13 protein-coding genes are annotated in these 12,792 nt (G+C 70.9%); 10 read left to right on the top strand and 3 right to left on the bottom strand.

What is annotated here, in order from left to right; genetic code table 11:
- Nucleotides 1-100 precede the first annotated feature (100 nt).
- The 4 genes from NO900_RS12340 to NO900_RS12325 are packed head-to-tail and all read left to right on the top strand — an operon-like array spanning nucleotide 101 to nucleotide 3,425.
- The gene (locus tag NO900_RS12340; RefSeq protein ID WP_256409522.1) at nucleotides 101-1,135 is read left to right on the top strand and encodes a glycosyltransferase; all 1,035 of its coding nucleotides are present in this window, start codon (nucleotides 101-103) and stop codon (nucleotides 1,133-1,135) included.
- Nucleotides 1,136-2,785, top strand: coding sequence for a DUF2070 family protein (locus NO900_RS12335; protein ID WP_256409521.1), 1,650 nt, complete (start codon nucleotides 1,136-1,138; stop codon nucleotides 2,783-2,785).
- On the top strand, nucleotides 2,770-2,964 hold the full coding sequence (locus tag NO900_RS12330; RefSeq protein WP_256409520.1) for a hypothetical protein: 195 nt from the start codon (nucleotides 2,770-2,772) through the stop codon (nucleotides 2,962-2,964). Before NO900_RS12335 ends, NO900_RS12330 begins: the two co-directional genes overlap by 16 nt.
- Nucleotides 2,961-3,425 (top strand): pyridoxamine 5'-phosphate oxidase family protein, encoded by a 465-nt coding sequence (locus NO900_RS12325; RefSeq protein WP_256409519.1) that lies wholly within the window; start codon nucleotides 2,961-2,963, stop codon nucleotides 3,423-3,425. The genes NO900_RS12330 and NO900_RS12325 overlap by 4 nt, the downstream gene beginning before the upstream one ends.
- 65 nt (nucleotides 3,426-3,490) lie before the next feature.
- Here NO900_RS12325 and NO900_RS12320 read toward each other — a convergent pair whose 3' ends face one another.
- The gene (locus tag NO900_RS12320; RefSeq protein ID WP_256409517.1) at nucleotides 3,491-4,504 is read right to left on the bottom strand and encodes a lysylphosphatidylglycerol synthase transmembrane domain-containing protein; all 1,014 of its coding nucleotides are present in this window, start codon (nucleotides 4,502-4,504) and stop codon (nucleotides 3,491-3,493) included.
- A gap of 155 nt (nucleotides 4,505-4,659) precedes the next feature.
- Here NO900_RS12320 and NO900_RS12315 point away from each other — a divergent pair, with 155 nt between their 5' ends.
- From NO900_RS12315 to NO900_RS12295, 5 genes are all read left to right on the top strand, one after another.
- The gene (locus NO900_RS12315; protein ID WP_256409516.1) at nucleotides 4,660-5,538 is read left to right on the top strand and encodes a hypothetical protein; all 879 of its coding nucleotides are present in this window, start codon (nucleotides 4,660-4,662) and stop codon (nucleotides 5,536-5,538) included.
- Nucleotides 5,539-5,587: 49 nt separating this feature from the next.
- Nucleotides 5,588-6,601, top strand: a complete 1,014-nt coding sequence (locus NO900_RS12310; RefSeq protein WP_256409515.1) for a glycosyltransferase family 4 protein — start codon at nucleotides 5,588-5,590, stop codon at nucleotides 6,599-6,601.
- Nucleotides 6,602-6,698: 97 nt separating this feature from the next.
- A complete protein-coding gene (gene proC, locus NO900_RS12305; protein WP_303654777.1) occupies nucleotides 6,699-7,475 on the top strand; it encodes a pyrroline-5-carboxylate reductase in 777 nt (258 codons plus the stop codon).
- Nucleotides 7,465-8,349, top strand: coding sequence for a glutamate 5-kinase (gene proB, locus NO900_RS12300; protein ID WP_256409514.1), 885 nt, complete (start codon nucleotides 7,465-7,467; stop codon nucleotides 8,347-8,349). Before proC ends, proB begins: the two co-directional genes overlap by 11 nt.
- Complete coding sequence (locus NO900_RS12295; protein WP_256409513.1) at nucleotides 8,342-9,679, top strand: glutamate-5-semialdehyde dehydrogenase; 1,338 nt, start codon at nucleotides 8,342-8,344, stop codon at nucleotides 9,677-9,679. Before proB ends, NO900_RS12295 begins: the two co-directional genes overlap by 8 nt.
- 66 nt (nucleotides 9,680-9,745) lie before the next feature.
- Here NO900_RS12295 and NO900_RS12290 read toward each other — a convergent pair whose 3' ends face one another.
- Both NO900_RS12290 and NO900_RS12285 read right to left on the bottom strand, forming a co-directional pair.
- Entirely contained in the window at nucleotides 9,746-10,399 is a 654-nt protein-coding gene (locus NO900_RS12290) for a potassium channel family protein (protein ID WP_256409512.1), read from the bottom strand.
- 3 nt (nucleotides 10,400-10,402) lie between these two features.
- Nucleotides 10,403-11,857, bottom strand: coding sequence for an APC family permease (locus NO900_RS12285; protein ID WP_256409511.1), 1,455 nt, complete (start codon nucleotides 11,855-11,857; stop codon nucleotides 10,403-10,405).
- Between the two features lie 213 nt (nucleotides 11,858-12,070).
- Here NO900_RS12285 and NO900_RS12280 point away from each other — a divergent pair, with 213 nt between their 5' ends.
- Nucleotides 12,071-12,724, top strand: a complete 654-nt coding sequence (locus tag NO900_RS12280) for a potassium channel family protein (RefSeq protein WP_256409510.1) — start codon at nucleotides 12,071-12,073, stop codon at nucleotides 12,722-12,724.
- Nucleotides 12,725-12,792 lie beyond the last annotated feature (68 nt).

Below are 12,792 nucleotides of genomic sequence, written 5' to 3'. Positions count from 1 at the left end.
CCTCCCCGAACGCCGCGCCCGGCGAGCCGACGCGCCAGAACGCCGCCGCCGCGCCTCCGGAGAGGGGTCTCCGGCGGACGCGCGACCGACGGACCCTCGCATGAACATCGGATTCTTCACCGACAGCTACTTCCCCGGCGTCGACGGCGTCACCTACACGATCCGCGCGTGGCGCGACCGCCTGGAGGACCGGGGCCACGAGGTGTACGTCGTCTACCCCGCGAGCAGCCACGACCCGGACGAGCGGGAGCTCCCCGTGCCGTCGCTGCCGAACCCCTTCTACCGCCAGTACCGCGTCCCGCTCTACCGCCGGCTCTCCACGCTCCCCGACCTCGACGTGGTCCACTGTCACGGGCCGGCGTCGACCGGGCTGATGGGGCGCCGGTACGCGAGAAAGCGCGGCGTGAAGTCCGTCTACACCCACCACACGCCGGTCGAGGACTACTTCGTCCAGGGGCTCAAGCTGGAGTCGCTCTCCGAGGTCGCCGGGCGCCTGTACGTCGCCTACGAGAACCGGTTCCTCCGCTCGTTCGACTGCGTCACCGCGTCGACGTCGCGGATCCGGCGCGACGTGGCCCCGCGCAAGCTCCCGGTCGGCATCGAGACGGACACCTTCCGCCCCGTCGATGGCTCGCGGTTCGAGCGCGACGGGCCGACGGTCGGCTACAGCGGCCGGATGACCCGCAACAAGAACGTCGACGAGATCCTCCGGCTGGCCGAGCGGACGCCCGACCTGTCGTTCGAACTCGTCGGCGAGGGACCGGTGCGGGACGCGCTCGAACGCGACGCCCCGGACAACGTCCGGTTCCGCGACTTCCTCCCGCGCGAGGACCTCCCCGCGTTCTACTCCGCGCTCGACGTCTTCGTCACCGCCTCGACCTGCGACACCCTCGGGCTCTCGACGCTGGAGGCGAACGCCTGCGGGACGCCGGTCGCCGCGGCCGACGTCTCCCCGTTCGACGAGACCATCGGCGAGGCCAACGGCGCCCGGTTCGCGTACGGCGACCTCGACGACATGGAGCGGGCGGTGCGGGACTGCCTCGACGGCGACCGCCGGACCCGGGAGGCGGTCGAGGAGTTCTCCGTGACGCGCACGATAGACGAGCTGGAGTCGATCTACGGGGTGTCCTCGTAGATGGGGGCGGACAACGTCGACGTCTTCCAGCGGCTGGTGTTCAGCGTCCCGCCGCTGAAGCTGCAGGTCCCGGCGCTGATCGGGCTCAGCGTCGTCTACAGCCTCGTCTCGTACGCCGCCCTGTCGATGTCGATCTTCGTCGTGCCGGCCCCCGAGAGCGTCCTGCCGGTCGCCGCCCTCCTCTTCCTCCTCCCGTTCCTGTTCGCCGGCGAGCTGTTCCACCGCCTGCTCCCCAGCTACCCGCGGTCGTGGAGCTTCTTCCTCGCGCTGGCCAACCAGTTCGTGTTCTTCGTCTACGCGCTGGTGCTCTCCGGCGCCAACGACGTCGGGAACGCGTGGAGCATCGTCTGGCTCCTCTTCATCACCATCTACCTGATCAACATCCTCGCGCTCGTCGTGTCGACGGGGATCGACCGCTACAAGCGGATCCTCCTCGTGTCGCTCGCGGAGCCGGCGGCGCTGATCGCGGCGTTCTACGCGTTCGGGGGCGCGGACCTCGGCTTCTCGACGTACCGACACGTGTTCGCGTTCGCGTCGCTGCTGATCGCGGCCGGGTTCCTCGTGTCGGTGCTCGCCCTGGTCGACTACCTCATCCGGAGCAACACGGACGTCTCGGCGTTCGCGCTCACGTCCGGCATCCTCCGGAACGACCGGGAGTCGCTCGACCTCGGCGTCGAGGCCGAGCCCGCCGTCGAGACGCTGGCGATCGACAACGGGGACCGGCTGACCCTCGCCGCGCCGTGGGTCCACCCCGGCCCGCTCGGGGGGTTCGGCGGCGGCCAGCTCAGCGGGAACGTCATCGACGCGCTGAACGGCGGCGACGGGCACGGCTTCTTCCTGCACGTCCCGTGCACGCACAAGGAGGACCTCTCGAACCCGAGCGACGCCGAGAAGATACTCGACGCGGTCGGCGACCCCGAGGGGGCCGACCGGGCCTCGCGGCTCGTCCACGAGGACTACGGCGAGATCGAGTTCTACGGTCGGCGGATCGGCGACAAGGAGGTCGTCTTCCTCCACAGCGAGGGGATCGACGACTACGACACCGGCGTCTTCACCCGGGACGTCGACGGCTCCGAGCTGCTCCTGGTCGACCTCCACAAGCACGACATCCAGGACGGGCCGACGAAGGAGGTCCAGTACGGGTCGAGCGAGGCCGACCGCCTGAAGCGTCGCTTCGACGACTTCCGCGAGCGGCTCGCCGAGGAGCCGCTCCACGAGTACGCCGCCGGGTTCGAGGTGGTGCGCGACGACCGGGACATGATCGCGATCGCCGAGTCCGTCGACGGCCAGGACGTGCTCACGATGGGGATCGACACCAACGGCGTCACCCCCGACATCCGCGAGCTCGCGGCCGGCTACCGCGGGGAGTTCGACGAGGTGCTCGTGTTCTCGACCGACACGCACGCCTCGGTCCACGAGCTCGCGAACAAGACCCGGTCGAACGTCGAGGCGCTCGACGCCGCGGTCCAACGCGCGATCGACGACGTCTCCCCCGCGACGATCGGGCTCGAAAGCGAGAAGACCGAGCCGCTCAAGCTCCTGAAGAACGACTACAACGGGCTCGTGTTCAGCGTCAACATCCTCATCCGGCTGACGGTGATCGCGCTGCTGGCGCTGTACGTGCTGCTCGTGCTGTGGCTGTTCTTCTGAGGCGAGTCGACCGGCCGGCGATCGTCCGGGGGGCGGTCGTCCGCCGTTCGATCGAGTGCCCGGCCGTCGACGGCGCGGACGGAACCGGGATCGGGGACGGAGCCGGGATCGCGGACGCCGACGGACCCGACGACGGCCGCGATGGGTTTAGGGCGCTACCGACACACGTCGACGTATGAGCCGGCCGACGGCCGAGGCGCTCGACGACGCGGCGATCGAGTCGTTCCTCGAAACGCAGTCCGTGGGGACGCTCTCGCTGGCGAAGGGAGACGAGTCCTACGCGGTCCCGGTGGCGTTCACGTACGACCCGGCGGACCGCGACGTGTACTTCCGGCTCGGATACGCCCCGGAAAGCCGCAAGCGGGAGTTCATCGACGCGACGGAGCGCGCGACGTTCGTCGTCGCCGACGAGACCGAGGCGGGCTGGACGAGCGTCCTCGCGCGCGGCAGGCCGGAACACCGCAGCACCGTCGACGACCTCGACACGCACCGCCCGAGCGACCGCTCGGTCAGTCAGGCCGAGCGCGACGCCGAGATCCCGTTTTACCACGTGTTCGACGCGCCCGAAGAGGCGGTGTTCGCGCTCGTTCGGCTCGCGGTCGACGAACTGACCGGCGTCGTGGAGGCCGACGGACGCTGACGGCGGACCGTCGAGAGGGAGTCCGACACCGTCGCGGCCGTTCGTCCGCCCGGGACTGCGCCCCCTCACCGCACCGCGTCGATCCCGAGCGCCGAGACCGAGAGCCCCCCGATCAGCATCGGGAGCCAGTAGACGGCGCCGCGGAACACGAGCACGGCGGCGGTGACGGTCGACGCGGCGACGCCCGTGGTGGGAACGAGCAGCGCGACGAACGCCGCCTCGATCCCCCCCAGTCCGCCCGGCAGCGGGGTGGCGCCAGCGACGTACGCGAGCGGGACCGCGAACAGCGCGACCTCCGGCGCGATCGGGCTCCCGACGGCGGCGAACGCGACCGCGAGCGCCGTCGCCTGGAGCGTCCAGCCCGCCAGCGAGAGGGCGACCGCGGCCGCGAGGCGGCGGGGGCTCGTGCCGACGCGCTCGATGTCCGAGAAGAAGTTCTCTAGGCGCGTCGCGAGCGCCGCCTCGACCGCGGCCGCGTCGAACCGCTTCAGCCGACCGAGGAGGCCGCCGACGGCCGCGGGGAGCCGATCGACGATGGCCCGGTGGTAGCGCCAGCCGAGGGCGATCGCGGCCGCGATCGCCGCGATCAGCGCGACGGCGACGCCGACGGCGACCCCGAGGCGCTCGCCGACGGCCGCGGTGGCGGCGTAGGCGCCGACCCCGAGGAACACCAGCGAGATCGAGGGGACGACGTTGAGCACGTCGACGCTGGCGATGCCGACGAGCCCCGTCTCGTAGCGCGAGCCCGACACCTTCGCGATGAGCGCCGCGGCGACCGGCTCGCCGCCGGCCTGGCCGAAGGGAGTGACGTTGTTCGCGAAGACGGCGCCGGCGTACACGAGGAACGACGTCGCGACCGGGAGGTCGACCTCGACGGCGCCGAGGACCGTCCTGAGCATCAGGCTCCACGCGAGCAGCCAGCAGAGCGCGATCCCGAACGTCGCCGCCACCAGCCCGCGGTCGGCCGCGAGCAGCGTGTCGACCACTCGGTCCGCGCCGACGACGACGAACAGCACCGCGAGGATCGCGACCGCCGCGACTCCGCCGATCACCAGCCCGCGGCGACGCGTCCCGTCCATACCGCCACTGCGTCGCTGGCGAACTTGAAACGTCTGATCGCGGCCGTCGGCGCCCGGTCCCGGTCGTCCCGGCCGCGTCCGGCGGTCCGCTCCGCCGGCCGCCGACCGCGCACCAACAGGAATACAACGGTCGGTCGGGTACGGTAGCGCAACCTATGGAAGACCAGCGGTTCCTCGAGTCCGAGTGGGATTACTGTCTGGTCCTCGACGCGTGTCGCTACGACGTGTTCGAGGACGTGTACGACGAGTACCTCGACGGCGACGTGGAGAAGCGCCGGAGCGTCGGCTCGTCGACCCCGGAGTGGGCCTACCGGACGTTCACCGGCGACCACGACATCGCCTACTTCTCCGGCAACCCCTTCATCAACGACCTCGGGATCCCGCTGAACGAGCTGAAGTGGGGCGCGAGCTGCGACTACGAGTGGACCGCCTCCGACCACATCAGCGACATCCACGACGTCTGGAAGACCGGGTGGGACGACGACCTCGGCACGGTCCCGCCCGAGGGGCTCGCGGAAGCGTACCGGAACAACCTCGACGCCGTCGAGCGCGCCGACCGAACGGTGCTCCACTACATGCAGCCGCACGCCCCGTACCTCTCGCGCGGGAAGGGGCAGAAGCTCAAGCAGATCCAGAAGGGGATCAAGCGGCAGGAGGAGGAGGAAGGCGGAGCGGGCGACGCGGCCGAGACCGACGGGGACGGCGGCCTCCTCTCCTCGCTCAGCGACACGGTCCGGCCGAAGATCGAGAGCCGGCTCGACGACAGCGAGTTCGCGCAGAAGGCGGGGCTCTGGCTGGAGCTCGACCCCGCGGACCTCGTGAAAGACGGCACCCGCGTCACGGCGCTCCGCCTCTACGAGGAGAACCTGCGGATCGCGCTCGAATCGGTCGCGGAGCTCGTCGAGGAGCTGGACGGCACCGTCGTCGTCACCGCCGACCACGGGGAGGCGTTCGGCGAGGAGGGCGTCTGGGAACACCACATCGAGACGCACATCCCGCCGCTGATGGAGGTCCCGTGGCTGGAAGTCGAGTGAGCGCCGACGCGGCCCGCGACGCCGCCGTCGCCGCCGACGCCGCGACGCGATGAAGGTCAGCCACTACTTCGAGTTCGAGGACCGCGTCACGGGCGGCATCAAGGAGTCGGTCGTCCACCAGCGCAAGATGCTCGACCGCGAGGGGATCGCGTACACGACCGAGCCGACCCTCGACGCTGACGCGTTCCACTGCAACCTGATGGGACCGCGCTCGGTGTGGTACGCGAAGCGCGCCCGCGACCGCGGCGTGCCGGTCGTCGCGCACACCCACGTCACGGCCGAGGACTTCGGCGACAGCTTCCGGTTCACGAACGCGCTCGCGAGGCCGCTCAGGCCCTACCTCAGCCGCGCGTACGGGCTCGCCGACGCCCTGGTCTGCCCCTCCGAGTACAACCGCGGCGTGATCGAGGGGTACACCGACCGGCCGACGACCGTCATCTCGAACGGCGTCGACCGCGAGAAGCTGGCGGGCTTCGAGTCGCTGGAGGACGAGTACCGCGAGCGCTACGACCTCGACCCGCCCACCGTCTTCCTCGTCGGCCACGTGATCAAGCGGAAGGGGTTAGAGACGTTCGTCGAGGTCGCTCGCGCGCTCCCCGACGTCGACTTCGCGTGGTTCGGCCCGCTCGACCTCTCCCTGAAGGGCCGCGAGACGACCCGGCTCATCGAGGGGTCGCCCGACAACTGCACGTTCACCGGGTTCGTCGACGACGTTCGAGGGGCGTTCGCCGCCGGCGACGTGTTCCTGTTCCCGACCCACGAGGAGAACGAGGGGATCGCGCTGCTGGAGGCGATGACGGCCGGGAAGGCGGTCGTCGTCCGCGACATCGAGACGTTCTCGTGGCTCGACGACGGCGAGGACTGCCTCAAGGTCGACCCCGCCGACGGCGACTCGGGGGGCGACGCCGGGTCGGAGGTCGCGGCCTTCGCCGACGCGGTCCGGCGGCTGGAGGACCCCGCGCTCCGCGAGCGGCTCGGGTCGAACGCGGCCGCGCGCAGCGAGGCGTTCTCGCTCGACGCGATCGCGGCGGAGTACCGGTCGCTGTACGAGCGGCTGATCTGACCCCCGTTCGGGGGGCCGAGCCCCTCTCGACGCCACCGGTCGGGGTCTCGCCGAAACCGCAGTTGGTATGACCCTGAGCGTACTCCCTGCAGGTAACATGACACGCGTGAGCGTCATCGGCTGCGGAAACATGGGGGGTGCCCTGCTGCGCGGCCTCGCGAGAACCGGCTCGTATCACCTGACGGCGATCGACCTCGATCCCGACGCGCTCGCCGCCGTGGAGGACGTCGTCGACGAGACGACCGACGACGTCGACGCGGCGAAGTCGGCCGACGTCGTCGTGCTCGCGGTGAAGCCGGACGTGGCCGAGCACGTCCTCGACGACCTCGACCTCGGCGCCGACCAGCGGCTCGTGACGCTGGCCGCGGGGCTCCCCCGGGAGTTCGTCGCGGAGCGGACCGCGGCGGGCGTGGTCCGGATCATGCCGAACCTCGCGGCCGAGACGGGCGACATGGCCGCGGCGGCGACGGAAGAGGGCCTCACCGACGAGGTCCGCGCGATGCTCGACGACGCCGGCGAGTTCGTCGAGGTCGACGAGTCGCTGATGGACGTCTCGACCGCGGTCAACGGCAGCGGCCCCGCCTTCGCGTTCTACCTCATCGACGCGGTGAAGCGGGCCGGGATCGACGGCGGGCTCGACCCCGAGCAGGCCGAGACGCTCGCCGCGCAGACGTTCAAGGGCGCGGCCGAGACGGTGCTCCGCGACGACCGGAGCGTCGACGAGCTCATCGACGCGGTCTGCTCGCCCAACGGGACGACGATCGAGGGGATGGAGGTCCTGTGGGACAGCGACGCCGACGAGGCGGTGATCGACGCCGTCGCGGCGGCCGAGGAGCGCTCGCGGGAGCTCGCCGAGGCGTTCGATGACGAGTGAGGGCGTCGCGGTCGGGGCGGTTGACGCCGAGGCCGTCGAGCGCACGCGGACCGCGGCCGCCGAGGCCGACCGCGTGGTGGTGAAGGCCGGCACCAACTCCCTGACCGACGAGGAGTCCCGGCTCGACCGCGTGAAGCTCGACAAGCTCGTCGCCGACGTGATGGACCTCCGGCGGCGCGGCAAGGAGGTCGTCCTCGTCTCCTCGGGGGCCGTCGGCGCCGGGATCGGCCGGCTCGGCAACGGCGGCGGGAGCGCCGCGGTCGACGTCGACGAGGGGCGCGACGAGATCGAGGAGAGCCAGGCGTTGTCGACGGTCGGGCAGAGCCTCCTGATGCGCCACTACACGCAGAGCTTCGACCGGTACGACCAGCCGGTCGCGCAGATCCTCGTGACCGGCGCCGACCTCGACACGCCCGAGCGGTTCGACAACTTCACGAACACCGTCGAGACCCTCTTAGAGTGGGGCGTCGTCCCCGTGATCAACGAGAACGACGCGGTCGCGACCGACGAGCTGCGGATCGGCGACAACGACATGCTGTCGGCCTCGGTCGCCATCGCGCTCGGCGTCGACCTGCTCGTCACGCTCACCGACGTCGACGGGGTCTACACCGGGAATCCGAAGCGCGACGCGGACGCGGCGCTCATCGAGGCCGTCGGCGCGAACTACGACGCCGTCCGGGAGCTCATCGGCGAGAGCACGACCTCCGAGTTCGGCGGGATCCAGACGAAGGTGGAGGGCGCCCGCGACGTGGCGGAGCACGGCGCGCCGGCGGTCATCGCCGGGTCGGCGACGCGGGACGTGCTGGAGCGGATCGCAGCCGGTAAACCGACGGGCACGCTATTCGTGCCGACAGCGGGTGAGACCAATGAGTGAGACGACCGAGGTCGAGCGGGACACGGACGAACTGATCGAGGCGTCGGGGCGGGCCGCCCTGCGGCTCGCCAACGCCGACGAGGCGACCCGGAACGACGCGCTCCGGTCGATCGCCGACGCGCTCCGCGCGAACGAGTCGGCGATCCTCGACGCGAACGCGCGGGACGTCGAGGCGGCCGAAGAGATGCTGGCGCGCGGCGAGTACACGCAGGCGCTCGTCGACCGCCTGAAGCTCGACGCCGCGAAGCTCGAGGACATCGCCGAGATGGTCGAGTCCGTCGCCGAGCAGGCGGACCCCCTCGGCCGGACGCTCGCGGCCCGCGAGCTCGACGAGGACCTGGAGCTGTACCGCGTGTCGGTGCCCATCGGCGTGGTCGCGACCGTCTTCGAGTCGCGGCCGGACGCGCTCGTCCAGATCGCGGCGCTCGCGCTGAAGTCGGGCAACGCCGTCATCCTCAAGGGCGGCAGCGAGGCGAGCGAGTCGAACCGCGTCCTCCACCGCGTGATCCGCGAGGCGACCGCGGACCTGCCGGACGGCTGGGCGGGACTCGTCGAGGCCCACGAGGAGGTCGACCGCCTCCTCGAACGCGACGACGCGGTCGACCTGGTGATGCCGCGGGGCTCCTCGGAGTTCGTCTCGTACATCCAGGAGAACACGCAGATCCCCGTGCTCGGCCACACGGAGGGCGTCTGTCACGTCTACGTCGACGACGACGCCGACCTGGAGATGGCCGCCGACGTCGCCTTCGACGCGAAGGTCCAATACCCGGCCGTCTGCAACGCGGTCGAGACGCTGCTCGTGCACGAGTCCGTCGCGGCCGACCTCCTCCCCGACCTCGTCGAGCGCTACGAGGAGGCGGGCGTCGAGCTCCGCGGCGACGCCGCGACCCGCGAGATCGTCGACGTCGGCGCCGCGACCGACGACGACTGGGACGCGGAGTACGGCGACCTCGAACTGTCCATCAAGCTCGTCGGCGACGCCTACGAGGCGGTCGACCACGTCAACGCGCACGGCTCGAAACACACCGAGTCGATCGTCACGGAGGACCGGTCGACCGCCGACGCGTTCATGACCGGGATCGACGCCGCGAGCGTCTTCCACAACGCCTCGACCCGCTTCGCCGACGGCTACCGCTACGGGCTCGGCGCCGAGGTCGGCATCTCGACCGGGAAGGTCCACGCGCGCGGCCCGGTCGGCCTGGAGGGGCTCACCACGTACAAGTACTACCTGGAGGGCGACGGCCACCTCGTCGCGAGCTACAGCGGCGAGGACGCGCTCCCGTTCGCCCACCGCGAGCTCGACGCGGAGTGGGAGCTCGGCGGGGAGTGAGGGCGTCGCAGTCCGTCTCTTTCGGTACGCGACCCGACCCGCCGGGCCGGTTCCGCCCCCGAGACGCTACCCCTGCATCAGGTTCATGACCTCGTCGGCGACCTCGGACTCGACGGCGACGACGTAGCGCTTCCCCGGCGTCAGCGTCGTGTCCGGACGGGCGACCCGGTGACCGTCGGCGTCGGAGACGACGAGTGTCCCCTCTGGAAAGCGGACCTCGGTGAGCGACTTCCCCGCCGCCGGCGCCCCCTCGGCGACGCGTATCTGCATGATGTCGAGGTCGCCCGTCACGTCCGCGAGCGTCTGGACGTCGTCGCCCACCACCTCGTTCGCCGCCACGCGGGCGCCGGCGCGCTCGGGGAACAGCACCGCGTCGACGAACCGCGTGTACGACTCCCCGGCGGCGCGGTCGATCCGGGCCACCGTTCGGATCGACGAGGACAGCTCCTTGGCGGCCAGACAGACGGCGAGGTTCAGTCCCGTCTCGCCGGTGAGCGCCGCGATCACGTCGGCGCGCTCGACGCCGGCCTGCTCGACGATGTCCGGGTTCGTCGCGTCGCCGCGGACGACGGTCGCGACCCACTCGTCGGCGATCTCGGAGACGATCCGCTCGTCCCGCTCGATTATCGTCACCTCGTGGCCGCGGTCCGCGAGGATCTCAGCCGTCTGAAAGCCGACGCGTCCGCCGCCCGCGATCACGACGTCGAGTGAGCTCGTCATGGGTCAGTCTTCGGCCTCCGGGGTGATTTCGGTGTCGGCCGCCGCGGAGCCGGCGTCCGGCTCCGCGCGGAACCGGTTGAGCGCGAGGTACGCGGCGCCGCCGAGCAGGATCCACGCCGCGCTGAGCGCGAGCGCAAGCGGGTCCGTCCGGAGCAGGTACTCGACGAGCACCCCGGTCAGGACCAGGTTGAGCGCGATCCCGATCAGCGGCGGCGCCGGGTAAAACGGCATCTCGTAGGGGCGGTGCATGTTCGGGCGCTCGCGGCGGAGCCTGATCGCCGCGACGTTGACGATGACGAACGACAGCAGGAAGAAGAGGCTCGACATGTTGCCGGCGCTCTGGGTCGGCAGCGCGACCGAGCCGAGCATGACCACCGCGCTGGCGAGGATCGCCACGAACGGCGTCCCGTAGCGGTGGTGGATCTGCCCGAACGAGGGGAGCAGCTGGCCCTCGCGGCCCATCGAGAAGGCGACGCGCGAGGAGGCGATCACGACCGCGTTCAGCGCGGTCAGCGTCGAGAACACCGCGCCGAAGACGACGAGCGCGCCCCCGTTCCGGATGATCGGCAGTCCCGTGGGCATAAAGGAGGTCGCGGCCGCGGCGATTCCCGCCTCTCCCGCCTCGGCCAGCCCGCTCGCGCCGAGCGTCCCGATCGCGACGGCGACGACGGCCAGGTAGACCACGACGGTCACCGCGAGGCTCACGAAGATCGCCTTCGGGATGTTCTCGCGGGGGTTCTCCACCTCCTCCGTGACGGTCGTGATGAGGTCGTACCCCTCGAAGGCGATGAACGTGAGGCCCATCGCCGGCAGGACCGCGCCCGCGCCGCTCCCCTCCGGGAACAGGGGCTGGAACTCCGCGCCCGAGAACATGGGCGACGCCAGCCCGAAGGCGACGAACACCAGCAGGATGGACACCTTGATGATCGTGAACACCGTCTCGGCGCTCCCGCTGGCGGCGGTCGAGACCGCGTTGAGCGCCACCAGCCCGAGCACCGCGACGAACGCGAGCAGGAAGCCGACCGGGAGCGCCGCGTCGACGACGGGCAGGGCGACCGCGCCGACCTCCCCCGGCGGCGGGACGATCTCGTAGACGTGGAGGAGTTCGAGGAAGTTCGGGGCGAACCCGAGCGCGTACAGTGCCCCCGCGATCATGTACGCGAACCAGAGCATCCAGCCCATGATGAACGACGAGAGGTCGTCGAAGATCTCCCGGACGAAGGCGTACCCGCCGCCGCTCTTGGGGATCGAGCTCGCGAGCTCGGCGTACGACAGCCCCGTGAACGCGGTGACGACCCCGTTCAGCGCGAAGACGACGATGGCGGCCGGGCCGGCGATCTCGGCCGCCAGCCCGGTCAGCACGAAGATGCCGGCGCCGATCATCGCCCCCATGCCGATCATCGTCGCGTCGAGCAGCCCGAGCTCGGCCTCGGGGGACCGAGTCTGACTCCCGCTCATCGGTCGGACCGATCGTTTCCTGTGTCGTCCATCGTGCAGTTGAAGCGGCGATTATGCAAACACTTCATTTGTCGGGTGGATTCTGCTGTGTCAGTAAATGTGATCCACTCTCATAACGTTTTATCCGGATGGCGGACGAGGCCCGAAACCGATGGTGCGGACGCATCGGAGCCCGAGACCGATCGATACCGACGCCGACCGCGAGTCGCCGCGATGACCCGGCCGAAGCGGTTCGTCATCGCGGGCGGCGGGCGCGTCGGGCTGCAGGCGGCCGAGAACCTCACGGACCGGGGCCACGACGTGGTGTTGATCGAGGTCGACGGGGAGCGCGTCGAGGCGCTGTCGGACGCGTACCTGGGGCCGGTCATCCACGGCGACGCCACGCGCGCGTCGATCCTGAGGCAGGCGGACCTCGCCGGCGCCGACGCGATCGCCGCGCTCACCGACGAGACGGAGACGAACATGGAGATCTGCATGACGGCGCATCACCTCTCGCCGTCGATCCGGACGCTCGCCCGGTCGGAGGCCCGGAGCGAGGAGGGGCGCGACGAGGTCGTCGACGCCACGCTCATCCCGACATCGCTCGGCGGCGACCACGCGGCCGACATGCTCACCGGCGAGGGGATCCGGACGCTCGTGTTCCCCACCGCGGAGCTCGACATCATCGAGGTCACCGTCACCGAGTCGGCCCCGGTGGCGGGGCGCCGGCTCGAAGAGGTCGCCCTGCCGACCGGGAGCCTCCTCATTTCGACCGCCGACCGCGAGGCGCTCGCCGGTCCGGGGACGATGTTAGAGCCCTCGGAGCGGTACATCCTCGCCGTCGAGTCGGACGTCGTCGACGAGGTCGTGAAGCTCTTCCGCGGGTGAGCGGGGCCGGCGGACGCCTACGCGCCCGCGGCGAGGACCCGGGATCGCGCCCTCGCGACCGTCCGTCC

Source organism: Halorubrum rutilum (genome assembly GCF_024494565.1).
The sequence above is the reverse complement of the archived record's forward strand: the minus strand, read 5'-3'. Positions and strand labels throughout refer to the sequence as shown.